The organism is Roseateles oligotrophus, assembly GCF_014204525.1.
In the GTDB taxonomy this organism is placed as follows: domain Bacteria; phylum Pseudomonadota; class Gammaproteobacteria; order Burkholderiales; family Burkholderiaceae_C; genus Paucibacter_A; species Paucibacter_A oligotrophus_A.
The window spans coordinates 221,993-239,731 of sequence record NZ_JACHLP010000006.1; the positions used below are offsets into that span (position 1 = coordinate 221,993).

At 67.0% G+C, this 17,739-nt stretch carries 16 protein-coding genes; 7 read left to right on the top strand and 9 right to left on the bottom strand.

From position 1 onward, the window contains the following. Window positions 1–31 precede the first annotated feature (31 nt). The 4 genes from HNP55_RS15665 to HNP55_RS15680 all read right to left on the bottom strand — a co-directional run bounded on the left by HNP55_RS15665 (window position 32) and on the right by HNP55_RS15680 (window position 4,446). Window positions 32–2,080, bottom strand: coding sequence for a CHASE2 domain-containing protein (locus tag HNP55_RS15665; protein WP_184301279.1), 2,049 nt, complete (start codon window positions 2,078–2,080; stop codon window positions 32–34). Beyond that, a complete protein-coding gene (locus tag HNP55_RS15670; RefSeq protein WP_184301281.1) occupies window positions 2,058–2,672 on the bottom strand; it encodes an OmpA family protein in 615 nt (204 codons plus the stop codon). The genes HNP55_RS15665 and HNP55_RS15670 overlap by 23 nt, the downstream gene beginning before the upstream one ends. Beyond that, window positions 2,672–3,142, bottom strand: coding sequence for a FecR domain-containing protein (locus HNP55_RS15675; protein ID WP_184301283.1), 471 nt, complete (start codon window positions 3,140–3,142; stop codon window positions 2,672–2,674). Before HNP55_RS15675 ends, HNP55_RS15670 begins: the two co-directional genes overlap by 1 nt. 80 nt (window positions 3,143–3,222) lie before the next feature. Then, entirely contained in the window at window positions 3,223–4,446 is a 1,224-nt protein-coding gene (locus tag HNP55_RS15680; protein WP_184301285.1) for a 6-phosphofructokinase, read from the bottom strand. 169 nt (window positions 4,447–4,615) lie between these two features. On the opposite strand from HNP55_RS15680, the gene ald reads away from it, so the two are divergent. Both ald and HNP55_RS15690 read left to right on the top strand, forming a co-directional pair. Then, the gene (gene ald, locus HNP55_RS15685) at window positions 4,616–5,731 is read left to right on the top strand and encodes an alanine dehydrogenase (RefSeq protein WP_184301287.1); all 1,116 of its coding nucleotides are present in this window, start codon (window positions 4,616–4,618) and stop codon (window positions 5,729–5,731) included. Between the two features lie 113 nt (window positions 5,732–5,844). After that, window positions 5,845–6,147: a YqjD family protein gene (locus tag HNP55_RS15690; protein ID WP_409993751.1), complete on the top strand. Its 303-nt coding sequence runs from the start codon at window positions 5,845–5,847 to the stop codon at window positions 6,145–6,147. Between the two features lie 57 nt (window positions 6,148–6,204). Here the strand turns inward: HNP55_RS15690 and HNP55_RS15695 are convergent, their stop codons facing one another. Together HNP55_RS15695 and HNP55_RS15700 are read right to left on the bottom strand one after the other, a co-directional pair. Further along, window positions 6,205–7,635 carry a sensor histidine kinase gene (locus HNP55_RS15695; protein ID WP_184301291.1) on the bottom strand — a complete coding sequence of 477 codons (1,431 nt, stop codon included), beginning with the start codon at window positions 7,633–7,635 and terminating at the stop codon, window positions 6,205–6,207. Continuing rightward, complete coding sequence (locus tag HNP55_RS15700) at window positions 7,614–8,303, bottom strand: response regulator transcription factor (protein ID WP_184301293.1); 690 nt, start codon at window positions 8,301–8,303, stop codon at window positions 7,614–7,616. Before HNP55_RS15700 ends, HNP55_RS15695 begins: the two co-directional genes overlap by 22 nt. A 199-nt stretch (window positions 8,304–8,502) precedes the next feature. Between HNP55_RS15700 and HNP55_RS15705 the strand changes: the two genes are divergently transcribed. Beyond that, the gene (locus tag HNP55_RS15705) at window positions 8,503–8,883 is read left to right on the top strand and encodes a DUF3060 domain-containing protein (RefSeq protein WP_184301295.1); all 381 of its coding nucleotides are present in this window, start codon (window positions 8,503–8,505) and stop codon (window positions 8,881–8,883) included. A 52-nt stretch (window positions 8,884–8,935) separates the two neighbouring features. After that, window positions 8,936–9,769, top strand: a complete 834-nt coding sequence (locus HNP55_RS15710; RefSeq protein WP_184301297.1) for a MipA/OmpV family protein — start codon at window positions 8,936–8,938, stop codon at window positions 9,767–9,769. A 24-nt stretch (window positions 9,770–9,793) separates the two neighbouring features. Here HNP55_RS15710 and HNP55_RS15715 read toward each other — a convergent pair whose 3' ends face one another. Further along, entirely contained in the window at window positions 9,794–12,022 is a 2,229-nt protein-coding gene (locus tag HNP55_RS15715; RefSeq protein WP_184301299.1) for an EAL domain-containing protein, read from the bottom strand. 205 nt (window positions 12,023–12,227) lie between these two features. Here HNP55_RS15715 and HNP55_RS15720 point away from each other — a divergent pair, with 205 nt between their 5' ends. Then, window positions 12,228–12,629: a phage holin family protein gene (locus HNP55_RS15720; protein ID WP_184301301.1), complete on the top strand. Its 402-nt coding sequence runs from the start codon at window positions 12,228–12,230 to the stop codon at window positions 12,627–12,629. Between the two features lie 3 nt (window positions 12,630–12,632). Beyond that, window positions 12,633–12,959 (top strand): hypothetical protein, encoded by a 327-nt coding sequence (locus HNP55_RS15725; RefSeq protein ID WP_184301303.1) that lies wholly within the window; start codon window positions 12,633–12,635, stop codon window positions 12,957–12,959. Here HNP55_RS15725 and HNP55_RS15730 read toward each other — a convergent pair. Both HNP55_RS15730 and HNP55_RS15735 read right to left on the bottom strand, forming a co-directional pair. Continuing rightward, window positions 12,956–15,388, bottom strand: a complete 2,433-nt coding sequence (locus HNP55_RS15730; protein WP_184301305.1) for a YgiQ family radical SAM protein — start codon at window positions 15,386–15,388, stop codon at window positions 12,956–12,958. The genes HNP55_RS15725 and HNP55_RS15730 overlap by 4 nt on opposite strands. A gap of 144 nt (window positions 15,389–15,532) precedes the next feature. Further along, window positions 15,533–16,252 carry a TetR family transcriptional regulator gene (locus HNP55_RS15735; RefSeq protein ID WP_184301307.1) on the bottom strand — a complete coding sequence of 240 codons (720 nt, stop codon included), beginning with the start codon at window positions 16,250–16,252 and terminating at the stop codon, window positions 15,533–15,535. Window positions 16,253–16,486: 234 nt separating this feature from the next. Here HNP55_RS15735 and HNP55_RS15740 point away from each other — a divergent pair, with 234 nt between their 5' ends. Beyond that, on the top strand, window positions 16,487–17,737 hold the full coding sequence (locus HNP55_RS15740; protein ID WP_184301309.1) for an efflux RND transporter periplasmic adaptor subunit: 1,251 nt from the start codon (window positions 16,487–16,489) through the stop codon (window positions 17,735–17,737). Window positions 17,738–17,739 lie beyond the last annotated feature (2 nt).

A 17,739-nucleotide genomic window follows, 5' to 3' on the forward strand; every position in this document is an offset into this window, starting at 1 on the left:
GCTCCGGTGGGTGAATCTGCGAGCAGGCATGCTACAGCTGGAATACTTCAACCGGCGCCTCGCGCCCGCGCACATGGACCTCGCCCAGGCTTTCGCAGGGGCGGCTCAGCGGCCAGTGGCTGGAATCTTTGGCGATGGCGGTCTGGGTGCTGGCACCGATCAGGATGCCAGCGCCGCGCTCGGCGCACAGGGCTTGCAGGCGGGCGGCGAGGTTGACGGCGTCGCCCAGCACCGTGTAGGCGCGGCGTTGGCGCGAGCCCAGATCGCCCACCACCATATGGCCGGTGTTGATGCCGATGCTGATGGCCAGGCGGGGCCAGCCGCGGGCGGCGAAGCGCAGGTTCAGCTCGCTCAGGCGTTCATGCATGGCCAGGGCCGCCTCCACGGCGTGGCGGGCGTGCTGGGCGTCGGCCAGGGGGGCGCCCCAGAAGGCCATCACCGCGTCGCCCATGAATTTGTCCAGCGTGCCGCGATGGCGGCCGATGACGCCGGCCATCGCCGTGAAGTATTCATTCATCAGCTCGGCCAGCTCGCTGGGCTTGAGGTGTTCGGACAAGCCGGTAAAGCCTTTGACGTCGACGAACATGACGGTCAGCTGGGCGCTGCGGCTGGCCATGGTGTAGCGCTCGGGGCTGCGGCTCATCTCCTCGACCAGGGCGGGGGGCAGGTAGTGGCCGAACAAGCGCGTCAGTTGCCGGCGCGCACCGCGGGCGCCGAAGTTGGCGATGACCAGTTGCAAGGTGGCCATGCCCGCCAGCAGGCACAAGGGTCCGGCCAGGGGCCAGGCCTCGTGCCAGCCTTGCCAGGCCCAGAGATTGAGCGCCAGCAGGCCCAGCAACAGGCCGGCCAGCAGGGCCGCGCTTTGCGCCAGGCTCATGCGCGGCGAGGCCAGCAGCAGGGGCAGGCCGATCAGCAGCAGCAAGGCCACTTCCATCAGGGGCGCATGGTCGGGCGTGTGGGCCAGGCGGCCGTCCAGGATGCCGCTGAGCATGCTGGCATGCACGGCCACGCCAGCGTAGGAGGGTTGCAAGGGCGTGGCGCGCTGGTCCAGCAGGCCGGGTGCGCTGCTGCCCAGCAGCACGATGCGGCCGCGCAGGGCGTCCGGTGGCAGGCGGCCGGCCAGCACATCGGCGGCGGAGTAGTGCGCGTAGTCGCCGCTGGCGGCGCGGAAGGGGATCAGGGCCGCACCCTCGGCGTCGCTGCGCAGGGCCAGGGGGCCGCGCGGCGTGTTGAGTTGCAGGCCCAGCCAGTGGCCGTCTGCGGCGTACAGGGCTTGCATGGGGGGCTGCATGCTGCTGGTGCCCAGCAGGGTCTGGGCCAGCACCAGGGGCAGGGAGGCGTAGACGCCACCGTCCTGGCGCGCCAGCAGCAGGCTGCGGCGGGTGATGCCGTCTTCGTCCGCCACCGCGTTCAGAAAGCCGGCTTGGCCGGCGGCGGCCTGCAGCCGGGCCAGGTTGCCGCCATGGCCTTCCCAGCCGGGCAGGGCCTGCAGGGCGGGGCTGGAGGCGGCCATGGCCGGGGCGGGCAGGGCGGCGCTGCGGGCGGAGTCGCTGCCGGCCGAGAAATAAAAGCCCAGCACCACCGGATGCGCTTGCATCACCTGGGCCAGGCGACCGTCTTCGTCCAGCTTGGGGCGCAGCAGGGCGAGCTGATCGGCGAAGGCGGCGTTGGCGCGCAAGGGGCCGGCCTCCAGGCGTTCGAGCGCCAGCAGGCCGGAGCTTTCGTCGGCCTCGGCCAGGATCAGGTCCAGGCCCAGCAGCAGGGCGCCCTGGTCCTTGAAGCTGGTCTCGATCAGCTCGGCGATCAGGCCGCGGCGCCAGGGCCAGCGCCCATGCTCGGCCAGGGCGCGCTCGTCGATGTCGACGATGACGATGCGCGGGTCGGGCTTGGTGGGCGCCAGCAGGGCCAGGCGGGCGTCGTAGAGGTAACGGTCCAGTGCCTGTACCGGCGCCAGCGTCAGGTAGTGGGTGGCATGCGCCAGCAGCAGCAGCAGCAGGGCGCTGCCGCCCAGCCAGCGCAGCCAGGCCAGGACTTTGTAGGATCGGCTGCGCGCCTTGTTAGCGGAGCTTGATTTCGACACGTCGGTTGCGCGCCTCGGCCACCTCATCGGCGGTGGCCACCAGGGGCTCGCGCTCGCCGCGGCCGACCACGGTGATCTTTTCGCGCGGGATGCCTTGGCGCACCAGCAACTCGCGCACCGTTTCGGCACGCACCAGGGAGAGCTTGTCGTTGGCCTCCAAGCTGCCGACCCGGTCGGTGTGGCCGATGACGACCAGCTCGCCGCCCTGGAGCGCCGTCAGGGCCTCGCGCACCAGGGCCACGATGGGCGCGGTCTCCACCGTCAGCTCGTTGGAGTTGCTGCTGAAGTTAACGACAAAACTGCGCGGCTTGGCGGGCTGCATGGCGAGCAGGCTGCCGTACTCTTTTTGCACCGTCTCGGCATTGCTCTGGCCGGGCTTGAGTTCACCGGCCGTGCCCGCATCCACCTGGGCATAGCTTTGGTCCAGGCGCAGGCTGGCGCCGGTCTTGGACTGCACCGTCACCACGCCGCTGGGGCTGCCATCGGCCTTGGGCAGGAGGATCACCCGCTCGCGCGGGGTCTGGCAGCCCAGCAGGCCCAGCAGCAGGGCCGCGGCCAGGGCGGACTTGAGAGAAAAGGTCAAGGCGGGCATCAGCTCTCGTCTCCGGGGGCGTCGATGATGAATTCGGTACCGCGCACGCCCAGCACCACGCTGCGGGCCTTGAACGTTACCTTGTCGGGCGCCTTTTTGGTGATCAGGCCGCTGACCACGTGCAGGCTGCCGTGCGCGAGGGTGGCGTTCATACCGCCCTCGTGGGTGGTGGGGTTGAAGCTGAAGGCGCTCAGCAGCAGGCTGCTGTTAGGCCCGGCGGTCAGCAAGGTGTCGTCGTTGAGCGTGAGCCCGGCCGCGCCGTCGGCGCCGGTGCGCAGGCGGTCGCCCTGCTGCAGCACCATGCCCACCTGCACGGGCAGGGTCTGGCCGGCACGGTCCAGGCTGACCTGGCCGCTGAGGCGTTTGACACGGCCTATGCCTTCGTCGGCCTGGGCCACACCGCAGGCCAGCAAGGCCAGGGCGCAGGCGGCCAGGCCACGGGCAAAAAATGGCGTATTGAAATTTTTCATGGCAATCCCTGAGGGAGTGAGGGGCTCAGTCTAATTCCTCCTCGTGCCTCTGCAGGCCCTTGTTTGGGATGATGGCTTTGTCAAACGCCAGCGGGGTGCAGGATCTTGGCCACCGGATTGGGCCGCAGGCGGAAGGCGTCGGGCATGCCCGAACCCAGCAGGGGGCGCAGATAAAGCCGGAAGGCATCGGTCACATCGGTGCCACTGGCGGCGATGAAGGCGTCCTCCATCACCCGGGTTTTGCCGGCCACGGCGGCCAGGGGTAACAGTTCGTAATCGACCGAGTAATTGCCCACCCGCTTGATGGCCACCGAGCCGTCGCGATGGCCGTGGAAGGCGAACTGCACCGCCTTCTCGCCCACCTCGCGGGCCTCGCGCTGGTCCACGTCCGACACGCAACCGATGAAGCTGCGCTGCAGATAGCCAAAGGTGTCGCCGCGCACCCGCTTGATCTTGAGGCGGGACTTGATCTGTTCGCAGAGCAGATCGGCCAGGGCGCCGGTGCCGGAAAGCTGCACATTGCCGTGGGCATCGCGCTCCAACTGGGGCGCCAGCTGGGCCAGGATGGGCTCGCCGGCGGCATCGTGTATGCCCTCGGAGACGGCGATGACGCAGCGGCCGTGGCGCTCGTACATCAGCTTCACATCGGCCAGAAAGCGCTCCAGCTCGAACACCCGCTCGGGCAGATAGATCAGGTGCGGGCCATCGTCGGGGAACTTCTTGCCCAGGGCCGCGGCCGCCGTCAGAAAGCCCGCGTGCCGGCCCATCACCACGCCCAGGTAGACGCCGGGCAGGGCGGCGTTGTCGAGGTTGGCACCGGCAAAGGCCTGGGCGACGAAGCGGGCGGCCGAGGGAAAGCCGGGCGTGTGGTCGTTTTCCACCAGATCGTTGTCTATCGTCTTGGGAATATGGATGCAGCGCAATGGGTAGTTAGCGGCGACTGCCTCCTCGCTGACGATGCGCACGCTGTCGGAGGAGTCGTTGCCGCCGATATTGAAGAAGTGGCTGATGCCGTGGGCCTGCAGCACCTGGAAGATCTGGCGGCAGTAGGCGGCGTCGGGCTTGTCGCGGGTGGAGCCCAGGGCGGAGGAGGGCGTGCCGGCCACCAGTTCCAGGTTGTGGCTGGTTTCCTGCCCCAGGTCGACGAAGTCCTCGTTGAGGATGCCGCGCATGCCGTGCCAGGCGCCGTAGACGGCCTCGACCCGGGCCTGGCGGCGCGCCTCCAGCACCACGCCCACCAGGGACTGGTTGATGACGGCGGTGGGGCCTCCCCCCTGGGCGACGAGGATCTTGGCTGGTTTCATGAGCAGACTCCTTGGCTGATGGCGCCAGTGTGCATGCCACGTCGGGCCGGCCGCACATCAGTTTCCCTTATGCCGCTGAAGCGGTGCAGATGCTGCTTCACATAATTGGGCGCTAGTCGTACAAATCAGCCTCCTAACAAGCAAGGGCCGCAGCGCCAAGGAGACAAGCATGCAGATAGGTTGCCCCAAGGAAATCAAGAACCATGAGTACCGCGTGGGCCTGACGCCCGCCAGCGTGCGCGAGCTGACGGCGCGCGGGCACTCGGTGCTGGTGCAGACGGGGGCGGGTGCCGCCATCGGCTTGCTGGACGAGCACTATGCGGCGGCCGGCGCCACGCTGGCGCCCGACGCGGCCACGGTGTTTGCCCAGGCCGAGATGATCGTCAAGGTCAAGGAGCCGCAGCCGCAGGAATGCGCCATGCTGCGCCCGGGCCAGATCCTCTACACCTATCTGCACCTGGCTCCCGACCCCGAGCAGACGGCGGCCCTGGTCAAGAGCGGTGCCATCTGCATCGCTTACGAGACCGTCACCGGCCCCGGCGGCGGCCTGCCCCTGCTGGCGCCGATGAGCGAGGTGGCGGGGCGCATGTCCATCCAGGCCGGTGCGGCCCATTTGGAAAAAAGCAAGGGCGGCATGGGCGTGCTGCTGGGCGGCGTGCCCGGCGTCGCCCCGGCCCATGTGGTGATTCTGGGCGGCGGCGTGGTCGGCACCCATGCCTTGCAGATGGCGGTGGGCATGGGCGCCCGCGTTACCGTGCTGGACAAAAACGTGGACCGTCTGCGCCAGCTGGATCTGGTGTTCGGCAACCGCATCGCCACCCAGTACTCCAATGTGGCGAGCGTGGAGGAGGCGGTGCTGGCGGCCGATCTGGTGATTGGCGGTGTGCTGATCCCGGGCGCGGCCGCGCCCAAGCTGGTCAGCCGTGCCCTGATCGCGCGCATGAAGAAGGGCGCGGTGGTGGTGGACGTGGCGATCGACCAGGGGGGCTGCTTCGAGACTTCGCATGCCACCACCCATGCCGAGCCGACCTTTGTGGTCGACGGCGTCGTGCACTACTGCGTGGCCAATATGCCCGGCGCCGTGGCGCGCACTTCCACCTTCGCCCTCAATAACGCGACCATAGGCCATGCAGTGGCCCTGGCCGACAAGGGCTGGCGGCAGGCGCTCAAGGACAACCCCCATCTGCGCGCCGGCCTGAACGTGGCCCAGGGCCATATCACGTATGAAGCCGTGGCGCGGGACTTGGGATATGCCTATCTGCCCCCAGATAGTCTTTTGGCCTGAGCTGGGTTATGGTCGGCTCGGCGCATGCATCCTGGCCGGCCCGCAAGGCGCCGGGCTTTGCCCTGGGCCGGCTTTCTTCAACAAGAGCTCAAGGAGTGATCCCCATGAATGAAATCAACACCGTTTCCAAGGACCGTTTGATGGCCGATCTGCATGCCGTGGTGGCCGAGGCCGAAAGCCTTTTGCGTGCCACGGCGGGCTCGGCGGGCGAGGGGGCCTCCGAGCTGCGCGCCAAGGTGCAGGCCAGCCTGGACCGGGCCAAGCACAATCTGGCCGAGCTGCAGGATGCGGCCGTCGAAAGAGCCAAGGCCGCCGGCCGCGCCACCGATGCCTATGTGCATGAGAACCCTTGGCAGTCCATCGGCGTCGCCGCCGGTGTGGGCCTGCTGCTGGGCATGCTGATCGCCCGGCGCTAAGTTCCATGATGCGGGGCAGCGCCCCGGATCCTGGAGCACTTCCACATCAAGCCTGGCTCAAGCGCCTGCGCCACTGCCCGCGGGCAGACGCAGGCGCAGGCCGATGCCGCGGCCGCCCAGGCCGGCCACAAAGTCCAGTTCGGCCTGCATGCGGTCGGCCACGCGCTTGACGATGGCCAGGCCCAGGCCCGTGCCCTGCTCGCTATTGCCAGGGATGCGGTAGAAGCGCTCGAACACCTGTTCGCGCTGGGCCTCGGGAATGCCGCGCCCGTCATCGCGAACGCTGAAAATCAGCGCATCACCATCGGCCTCCAGGCTCACCTCGACCCGGCCGCCCGGGGCGGTGTAGCGGATGGCGTTGTCGATCAGGTTGTCGACGATGGAGCAGAACCCCTCGCGCTCCAGGCAGAACAGCAACTGCTCGGGCGCTTGTAGCGACAGCTCGATGCCGCGCGGCCTGGCCAGGCCGGCCAGCAGGGCAACGCGGGCGCGCAGCAGGTCGGCGGCGTCCAGCCGGCTGGGGGTCCAGGGGCTTTGCTGGGCCTCGGCACGGGCCAGGCTCAGCAACTGGCTCAGCAGATGGGAAACCCGTGCAATGCCCTGCCTGAGGGCGGTGGCGGCACCCTGCCTGGCCTGCCCATCCTGTTCGCTGAGCAGCAAATGGGCCTGGGCGTTGACGGCGGCCAGCGGTGTGCGCAGCTCATGCGCGGCGTCGGCCAGGAAGCGGCGTTCGGCCTCCAGGCGCTGGGCTTCGTGGGCCAGCAGCTCGTTGAGTTCCTTCAGCACCGGCGCCGTCTCGGCATACAGGCGGTCCACTCGCAGAGGTGCCAGGTCGCCGGAGCGGCGTTGCGAGATGCGCTGCGCCAGCTGGCGCAGCGGCGCCAGGCCGCTGCGCACCGAAAACCAGATCACCAGGCCGTGCCAGAGGAAGACGCCCAGCTGGCCCGTTAGCACATTGGCCAGCACCGGCAGCACGGCGGCCAGGCTCAGCGTCTCGGCCTCGGCCACCTGCAACCACAGCCGGCCCTGGCTGTCCGCCAGGCTGAGTACCCGCCAGGCCTGGCCATCATGGTGGCTCTGGCTTTCGGCCTCGGCCAGGGCGGCCAGGGCCTGCTCAGGCGCACCGGCGCTGCGGTAAAGCAGGCGGCCCTCGCGGCTCCAGACCTGATAGATGGGCGCACCGGCGGCGCCCAGCAGATCGCGGCTGCTGGCCTGCAGCAGGGCTTGCTCCGTCAGGCGCAAGCTGTTGTGCAGCGCCGGCCCGGCCGCGGCATTGGCGCTGGCGGCCTCGGCCAGGATGCGGGCCTGCTGCTGCAGGCGCGCCTGTACCGTGCTGCGGTCGCCCTGCAAGGCCTGCCAGCTGATGAGGGCCGCGAGCACCAGCCAGGCCAGCACCAGGGCCAGGGCCTGCCAGGCGATCAGCCGCGAGATCAGCGAGGGATGCGGGCCCGGCCGCTGCCCGGCCTTCATACCGGCTGCACCGGGCATTCTTCGGCGGCCGGCAGATCCAGCACATAGCCCACGCCGCGCACCGTGCCTATCCAGGCATTGCCGAGTTTTTTGCGCAGCTTGCAGACATGCACATCGGTGGCATTGCTGTCCAGAGTGTCGGCAATGCTGTGGCTGGCTTCGATCTGGGCGCGCGTCAGCACACGGCCGGGCTCGGCGGCCAGGGCCAGCAGGATTTCGTACTCGCGCACCGAGAGCTTGACCTCCTGCCCACTCAAGCAAACGCGGCGCCGGCTGGTGTCTATGCTCAGCGGACCCAACTGCCAGACATTGCTGGCCTGGCCGCTATTGCGGCGCAGCAGGGCGCGTACGCGGGACAGCAGCTCCTCCATCGCAAAAGGCTTGCCCAGATAGTCGTCGGCACCCGCGTCCAGGCCCAGCACCCGCTCGCCCACGCTGTCGCGCGCGGTGATCATCATCACCGGCATGGCCCGCCCGAGCTGGCGGAACCAGGCCAGCAGATCCAGGCCCAGCTCGTCGGGCAGGCCGATGTCCAGCAGCAGCAGGGCGTAGTCGGTGGTGATCAGAAAGCGCCTGGCGTCGCCGCCATTGCGCAGCCAGACCACCTGGTAGCCGGCCATGGTGAGCACCCGCTGCAGCGAGGTGCCCAGGGGAATATCGTCTTCAACAAGAAGGATGTTGGGCATGCGGGGCCGTGTTCGTGGATGCGTCTAGAAACGCTGTTACTGATTGCAGCGGCGGATTCTAGAAGTGTGTGCTGGCCATTGGGCGAGCGGGCCGGAGCAGGCTTCATCAAGCCTTCATTTGGGCCTCGTGGCCGCTTCATGCAGCCTTCATTTGCCCGGCCGCAGACTGCGCACCGTTCTTCCACTCCCTGTGTTTGCCATGAAACGATTTTTATCCGGCCGCCGTCGCCTGGTGTCGCTGAGTCTGATCTGCATGCTGGGTCTGCTCAGCGCCTGTGGCGGCAGTTCCGAAGAGGACGGGCGCTACCTGATCGATGGCCTGGGCTTGAGCGTCAATATCGACAAGACCGGCCTCTACGACGTCGAGATCAGCGGCGCCCGCAACGAGGTCTCCGTCGCCGCCAACAACACGGTGGCCAAGCTGCTGATCACGGGCTTCAACAACACCATACGCGTCAAGCCCGGCGCCAGCATCCAGCACATCGATTTCAGCGGCAGCGGCAACACCGTCTATGTGCCGCGCGGTTTCAAGACCCGGGTCAGCAAGGCCGGCGCCAACAACGATGTGATCGAAGTTTGAGCCGCCCTGTGCGCGCCATATTGACCTTTCTCCAATTCCCGAGAGTGACCCCATGAAAATTCTTGCCATCGTCGGCCTGATGTTACTGAGTGCCTGCCAGCTGAGTGCGCAAGCCCAGACTGCGCCCCCATCAAAGACCTCCAACGAGCTCGCATCCAAGGAGGCGGGCGAGAGCTCCTGGACCCATCGCTGGGGCGTGGGTTTCGCGGCCTTCCCCAAATACCCCGGCTCGGATCGATTCTGGGCCCTGCCGGTGCCGCTGCTGGAGTCGCGCTACCGCGAGCGTTTCTTCATCAGCACGGTACATGGCCTTGGGGTGGAGGGTCAGGTCTTGCCTGGTCTGCGTCTGGGCGCCTCGCTCCTGCCTGATCTGTATCTGCGCCGCAGCCAGGACTTGCCGGAGCGCTTTGCCAAGCTCGATGAGATCAAGCTGGCGCCCGCACTGCGCATCAGTGCCGAACTCAGTCACGGCCCCTGGGTGATGCAGTGGATCAGCAGCACCCGGCTGGGGCGTTTGAATTCATGGGGCAAGCCGGCGGAGCAGGGCAGTTCCTTGCAGATGGAGGCCGGCTACGGCCTGGTCGCCGCGCCGGGCCTGGCCTTGGCGGCGGGGGTGTCGGCGCAATGGATGGATGCCAAGCTGGCCAATACCTTGCTGGGCATCAATGCCGCACAAGCGCAGGCCACGGGCCAGTCGATCTACACCCTGGGCTCGGGCGTCAAGAATCTGGGCCTGTTTGCGCGGGCTCACTACCAATGGGACGCCGACTGGCAGTTGCAAGGTCGCTTGGCCGTGCAGCAGCTGCGCGGCGATGCCGCCAACAGCCCGCTGGTCCAGCGGCGCCTGCAGCCCGAGCTGTTCCTGAGCCTCAGTCGCGGGTTTTAAGACCAGGGCTCAGCGCCGCTCAGCTCAGCCGGGCTGGGTCTGCTGCTCCATCCACTGCTCCAGCTGATCGGCAGCCATGGGGCGGGCGAAGAGATAACCCTGGCCTTCGTGGCAACCCAGCGCCAGCAGTTGCTGGCGCTGCTCTTCGCCTTCGATGCCTTCGGCGATCACGGTCAGGCCCAGGCCGCGGCCCAGATTGATGACCATTTGCGCGATGGTGGAGCCGGCCGTCGAGCTTTGGGCCTCGCGCACAAAGGCACGGTCGATCTTGAGCCGGTCCACGTCCAACTGGCGCAGATGGCTGAGCGAGGAGAAGCCGGTGCCGAAGTCGTCGATGGCCACGGTGATGCCGCAGCGCTTGATCTCGGCCAGCACATGCATCACCAGCTCGGTGTCCTCCATGGCCATGGATTCGGTGATTTCCAGTTCCAGATTGTGGCCGTTGATGCCGATGTCGCGCAGAGCGCGCTGCAAGGTGGCGATGAAATCAGGGTGACGGAACTGTGCCAGTGAGACGTTCACGCACATGCGGAAGTCGGGGTAGCCCAGCTCCAGCATGCGTTTGACCTGGTGGCAGGCGGTGCGCAGCACGAATTCGCCGATGCTGATGATGAGGCCGGATTTTTCGGCCAGCGGGATGAACTGATCGGGCGGGACGAAATTGCCCTCCTCGGTGCGCCAGCGCAGCAAGGCCTCGGCGCCGATGCTGCGGCCGCTCTCCAGTTCCACCTGGGGTTGGTAGACCACGAAGAGGCGGTTCTCCTCGAAGCCGGCCCGCAAGCCCTTGAGCAGCTTGAAGCGCTCGCGCGCGTCGGTGCCCATGGCCGAAGAGAAGTATTGTGAGGAGCCGCGGTGCTGCGCCTTGGCCTGCTTGAGCGCAATCTGCGCATCCAGCAGCAGCTCCGAGCCGACGGCGGTCGAGTCTTGCAGGCGCACCAGGCCGGTGGTGGCCGAGAGCTGCAGGCGCTCGCCAGCCACCGAAAACTGTTCGCTGAAAACGGCGTGAATGGCGTCTGCACAGACCTGTTGGCTGGGGCCCAGCAGGCCGAAGGTATCGGCGCCGACCCGCGCCATGGCGGTGTTGAAGCCCAGCCTGCCACCCAAGCGCACGACCACGGCCTGCAGGACTTGATCGCCGAAATGATGGCCGAAGGCATCGTTGATGTCGGAGAAATCGTCGATATCGATCAAGGCCAGGGTGATGCCGTCCGGATCCTTGAGGTTTTTGTCCAGCAGCTCGACAAAGCGGTTGCGGTTGGGCAGGCGCAGCAACTGGTCGTTATAGGCCTGGTCCAGCAACTGGCTGTAGAGCACGACGTTTTCCAGGCCCACCGAGATATTGGCGCAGAAGGCACGCAGCAGGCGCTGATCCAGCTCACCCAGCTTGCGACCCACATCCACCAGGGCCGCCATGGGCCGGCCGTTGGAGAGGCCGAAGTAGAGGCAGGTGCCGTCTTCGTAAATACTCTCGCGTGCCTCCAGACAGCGCTGCAGGGGTTCACGCACCGAGGCAATCGGCACGCTGGCCAGGGGGCAGTCTGTGAGGCCGCTGTACTGGCCGGCCGCGGCGACGATACGCATATCGCTGCTGGCCTCATTGCCGACCTGGGCGCAGACCAGGCCCTCGGGCAGGATGCCCAGCATGGCGCAGATCTGCGTGACCACGCCTTCGGAGAAGCGCTGCAGGCCGCGCAAGCGGCTCAGCTCGGTGCTGGCCTCGACAATCATTTCCAGGCCGCGCCGGTTGGCTTCCAGCGAGCAGATCTGGCGGTAGGAGCGGATGGCGGCGGTCAGCACCGTGTAGAGCCGGGTGCGGGTCAGCTCGGATTTGGTCTTGTAGTCGTTGATGTCATAGGCCTGCACCGTCTCGATCTCGGGGGCATAGCCGGGTTGGCCGGTGCGCAGCACGATGCGGATGGAGGCCAGCTGCAGATCGTCGCGGATATAACGCACCAGTTGCAGGCCCGAGTCCTCCGACTCCATCACCACATCCAGCAGCACGACGGCGAGGTCGGTCTCGTGGGCCAGCACATAACGGGCTTCGGTGGCGGAGCTGGCATGCAGAAAACTCAGCGGCAAGCCTTCCACCAAAAGGCCTTGCATGGCCAGCTCGGTGGCCTTGTGAACGTCACTATCGTCATCGACGATCAGGATGCGCCAGGGCTTGCCGAGAGCGGCAAGATCCTGTTCGCTCGGTTCCGGGCCATCCAGGAATTCCAGCAAATCGTCATCACCCTGGGTCTCAGAGCGCATCGGACTGTGTGTCTCTTGCATGGGGGGGGCTATGCTCCAGCCGATAGATTGACAATGGTGCAAGGGTATTCGATTCTTTCCGACATCGCCATGCTCGCGGTGGCGTCTTCGCCGCATTCAAGCGACGGAGTGCTCGGTTATAAACGATTTGCCGCTCGCTTGATCCGTACAAGAGCGCAACAGTTTTCAATTTTTGGGGGTGGGCATGGGCGAAGAGCAAAGATCAAGTCAGGCGCAGCAGACGGAGCCGGGTCTGTGCGCCAGCCTGCGGCGCTTGGGGCAGCATGGCCTGGAGCTGTTGCAGAACCGGGTGGAGCTGGTTTCCATCGAGCTGGAGGCCGAGAAGCTGCGCCTGTTTGCCGCGCTGGCCCAGACCTTGATGGCCTTGCTGCTGGCGATTGCCGGCCTGGGCCTGCTGAGCGCCGGCCTGCTGCTGCTGAGCCCCGAGGCCTGGCGCTGGTTGTGCGCCTTGCTGATGGCCGCCGCTTATTTTGCTTTGGCCTGGTATTGCTGGAACAAAGCCAGCCGCAGCCTGAGCCAGAAGGGTGGAGCCTTCGCGGGCAGCATGGCCGAATTGGCGCGTGACCGTGCAGCGCTGGGGGACTGAACCATGTTCAAACAAGAATTGGCCGAACTCAAGCAGCGCGAACTGGCCCTGCGCCTGCGCAATATCGAGTTACGTGGAGAGATCCGCCGCGAGGCGCAAGTCTTCCGCCAGCCCCTGGGCTGGTGGGGTTTGGCCGGCGGTGCGGCAGGGGCCGGCCTGTTGCTGCGGGGCCTCAAAAAAGGTCCGGGCGCCGCATCCGGCCGCCTGGCGCGCTGGCTGGGTTTTGCCCAGCTGGGCCTGCGGCTGGCCGGCTTGCTGCGCGAGCTGACGCAGGCCAAGGGCGGCGATCCCGGGTCGGACTCGCAAGCCCCGCCCCAAAACCCTGTTTAGCGTTTGCCGCTGGGCTTGCTGCGCAGGCCGGCGGTCGCCTTGTTGGCGCTGTGCACGCTGCTGCGTGGGCCGGCAGATGAGGCGGCGCGTGGCGCTCCCACGGGCATGGCGCGCTCGGCGCGGGCCGGGCGTGAGCCGTTGTCGCGTGGCGGCAGGCCGGTGTGCTGGGTCAGGATCTGGCCCCTGAGCGGCTGGCCACGCTGGGCCAGCGAGGTCTTGGCGCCGGTGGGCGTGGAGTTTTTGCGGCGAGCGCTTTCGTAGCTGCCGTCGGTGATGGGCTGGTAGCTCGGGATCAGATGGTGTTTGCCGTTACCGATCAGGTCGGCACGGCCCAGGGTTTTGAGCGCCTCGCGCAGCACGGGCCAGTTATTGGCATCGTGGTAGCGCAAAAAGGCCTTGTGCAGGCGGCGCCGGCGCTCGCCGCGCACGATGTCCACGCTCTCGCTGTCGCGGGTGACTTTCTTCAGCGGGTTCTTGTTGGAGTGGTACATGGCCGTGGCCGTGGCCATGGGGCTGGGGTAGAAGGTCTGCACCTGGTCGGCGCGGAAACCGTTGCTCTTCAGCCAGACGGCCAGATTCATCATGTCCTCGTCCGAGGTGCCGGGGTGGGCGGCGATGAAGTAGGGGATCAGGTACTGCTTCTTGCCGGCTTCCTCGCTGGCGGCGTCGAACATCTTCTTGAAGCGGTCGTAAGTGCCGATGCCGGGCTTCATCATCTTGGTCAGCGGCCCGTCCTCGGTGTGCTCGGGGGCGATCTTGAGGTAACCGCCTACGTGATGGGTGACCAGCTCCTTCACATACTCGGGCGATTGCACGGCCAGGTCGTAGCGCAGGCCCGAGCTGATCAGGATCTTCTTGACGCCCTTCAAGGCCCGCGCGCGGCGGTACATCTTGATCAGCGGGTCGTGGCTGGTGCTGAGGTTCTGGCAGATGCCGGGGTAGACGCAGCTGGGCTTGCGGCAGGCGGCTTCGATCTCGGGGCTTTTGCAGCCGATGCGGTACATATTGGCCGTGGGGCCGCCGAGGTCGGAGATGACACCGGTGAAGCCCTTGACCTTGTCGCGCATCTCCTCGATTTCGCGGATCACCGAGTCCTCGCTGCGGCTCTGGATGATGCGGCCCTCATGCTCGGTGATGGAGCAGAAGGTGCAGCCGCCGAAGCAGCCGCGCATGATGTTGACGCTGAAGCGGATCATCTCCCAGGCCGGGATCTTGGTCTCGCCGTCGTGGCTGCCGTTCGCGTCGGCATAGCTGGGATGCGGGGCGCGGGCGTAGTTGAGGTCGAAGACATGGTCCATCTCCGGCGTCGTCAGCGGGATGGGCGGCGGGTTGATCCAGACATCGCGGTCCGCATGGCGCTGCACCAGGGCGCGCGCATTGCCGGGGTTGGTTTCGAGGTGCAGGACGCGGTTGGCGTGGGCGTAGAGCACGGCGTCGCTCTTGACCTGCTCGTAGGCGGGCAGGCGGATCACGGTGCGCTCGCGCGGCGGCATCTGGATCTTGCCTTCCAGCGGGGCTTTGGCTGCGGTGCGGTGGATGGTGATGGGCTTGCTTCCGTCGCCAGCCTTGACTTGGCCGGTCACGCAGCCGGCGGCCTTGTCCTCGGCGGTCTGCTCAATCGTCTGGTAAGGGCTGATGTGCTCGTCCACGCGGCCGGGCAGGTCCACCTCGGTGGAATCCAGCTCGAACCAGCCCTCGGCCGTGGGGTCATTCGTGCGCCGCATGAAGGCGGTGCCGCGCACATCGGTGATGCTCTCGACGGGCTGGCGGGCGGCCAGGCGGTGGGCGATCTCGACGATGGCGCGCTCGGCATTGCCATAGAGCAGCAGATCGGCCTTGGAATCGACCAGCACCGAGCGCCGCACCTTGTCCTGCCAGTAGTCGTAGTGCGCGATGCGGCGCAGCGAGGCCTCGATGCCGCCGATGATGATGGGCACCTCGTTCCAGGCTTCCTTACAGCGCTGGGTGTAGACCAGGGTGGCGCGGTCCGGCCGCTTGCCGCCCTGACCGCCGGGGGTGTAGACGTCGTCGCTGCGGATCTTGCGATCGGCCGTGTAGCGGTTGATCATCGAATCCATATTGCCGGCGGCCACGCCGAAGAACAGATTCGGCTTGCCCAGCACCTTGAAGGCCTCGGCGCTCTGCCAGTCGGGCTGGGCGATGATGCCGACGCGGAAGCCCTGCGCCTCCAGCGTGCGGCCGATCACGGCCATGCCGAAGCTGGGGTGGTCGACGTAGGCGTCGCCGGTGACGATGATGATGTCGCAGCTATCCCAGCCCAGCTGCTCCATCTCGGCCCGGCTCATGGGCAGGAAAGGTGCCGGCCCGAAGCGCTTGGCCCAGAACGGCCGGTAGGCCGTCAGGGCTTTGGCATGGCCTGGCCCAGGCTTGGCGGTCTTGGCGGATTTCGATGGGGTCAGGGCTTGCATGGCTTGGGCTGGCTGCGCCGGCCCTATGCGTTCGCAATGGGTCGGCTTGAATCGGGGGAGCGGGCGATTGTCCCCTGTCTGGGACAAACCCGTGCATGGCCTGGTCAAAGCCAAGGCCTTGTGCAGGCCTTGCCTGTGGCTTTTTCAGGCTTTGCCCTCGTTTTTTGGGAAACGTCGGCCGATGATTCGCTTGCCGCCGCCGCGGCGCTGGCAAATCCCTTCCTGGCCCAGGCGGGCGATTTCCTCGGCACCCATGGGCGGCAGCAGGGCCGGGCCTTGCAGGCTCAAGGCCTTCAGGAAGTTCTCGACCGCCGCCTGGCCCACATCCACCAGGTCAAAGGAGCAGGGGTCCATGATCCATTGGTAAAGCAGGCCATCCACCAGGGCCACCAGGGTGACGGCGGCCTTGCGGGTGTCCAGCGAGGCGGGCAGCTGGCCCCCTTGAATGGCGTGGTCGAACACGGCCTGGTTGAGGTCGCGCCACTCGCGGTGGTTGGCCAGCTTGCGTTCCTGCAAGGCCTGCATCTCGCCGCTGAATTCCACTTTTTGCATGGCGATCTCGAACACCCGGCGGGTGCGCGCGTTATGCATGGTGGTGTAGAAGGCATTGACCAGGCCCCAGCGCAGCTCGACCAGGCTCAGCGGCATGGCTTCCTGTTCCTCGCCGGATTCCGGCGGGGCCATGCCTTCTTCCAGCGGCATGGTGGCGCGTTCCATCATGGCGTGGAAAAGCTCGGCCTTGTCCTGGAAATGCCAGTAGATGGCGCCCCGGGTGACGCCGGCGGCCGCCGCAATATCTTGCAGCGAACAGCGGGACACCCCGCGCTGGTGGAAGAGCTGTTCCGCCGCGTCGAGGATGCTCATCCGGGTTTCTTGTGCTTCCTGTTTGGTTTTTCTGACCATGGTGGTTCATTTTACCCAGCCTTAACATACATACAAGAATGTATGTATATACTGCCGGGCAGATTCATTCGCAACATCCCCCCATATTCAAAGCTTTCGCCGGCTTGCGGTGAGGGCTTGAGCCAAAGCAAGATGCCCGAGAGCCTCTCTCATTCCAAAGAATCGACCCACTCCAGCCCAGCGAGCGCGTTCAGCATGAAATCGAAACCCAATTCCACCTCTCCTTCTCTGGGTGCGGGCGCGCGTGCGCTCTATCTCGTCCCCTTGGTGATCGCCGTGGCAGCGGCCCTGACGGCCTGCGGCGGCGGCGACAAGGCCGGTGCCGGCGGCGGGGCCCCGGGCGGCATGCCGCCCCCGCCCCAGGTGGGCGTGCTCAAGGCCGAGTTGCAGCCGGTCGGCCTGCAGACCGAGTTGCCTGGCCGGGTGGAGGCCCAGCGCACGGCCCAGGTGCGCGCGCGGGTCAATGGCGTGGTGCTCAAGCGCTTGTTCACCGAAGGTGCCGAGGTCAAGGCCGGCCAGCTGCTGTTCCAGATCGATCCGGCGCCCTACCAGGCCGCGCTGGACAGCGCCCAGGCCACGCTGATCAAGGCCCAGGCCAATCTGGCCCAGGCCTCGGCCCAGGCCGAACGCAACAAGCCCCTGGTCGATGGCAAGGCCATCAGCCAGCAGGAATACATTGCCTCCGTGGCGGCGGCCAAGGCGGCCGAAGCCGATGTGGCCGCCGCCAAGGCGGCCATCAAGACGGCCAAGCTGAGCCTGGATTACGCGGCGGTCAGCGCGCCGATCTCCGGCCGCATCGGCCGCGCCCTGGTGACCGAGGGCGCCCTGGTCAGCGCCGCCGAGGCCACCCAGCTGGCCCTGATCCAGCAGACCGGCAGCGTCTACGTCAACTTCACCCAGAGCGCCAACGAGGTGCAACAGCTGCGCCGTGCCCTGAACTCCGGCAAGCTGCGCTCGGCCGGCGAGCAGGCCGCCCAGGTCCGCATCGTGCTGGACGATGGCAGCGAGCTGGCCAAGCCCGGCAAGCTCTTGTTCACCGATCTGAGCGTGGATGCCAGCTCCGGCCAGGTCACGCTGCGCGCCGAGCTGCCCAACCCCGGCCAGCAATTGCTGCCCGGCCAGTATGTGCGGGTGCGCTTGAGCCAGGGCGAGCTGCCCGCGGGCATCTTGCTGCCGCAGCAAGCCGTCAAGCGCAGCAATCAGGGTGATTCCGTCCTGTTGGTGGGGCCGGACAACAAGCCGGTGCCGCGCATGGTCAAGGTCGATCACGCCCAGGGCAATCAATGGGTGGTGCTGGACGGCCTGAAGCCGGGTGAGCAAGTCATCGTGGACGGTTTCCAGAAAATGTTTGTGCCCGGTGCGCCGGTATCGCCGGTGCCTTGGTCGCCGGCCGCGGCCGCTGCTCCCGCCCCCGTCGCGTCGGCCGCCAGCGGCGCCGCTCGTTAACA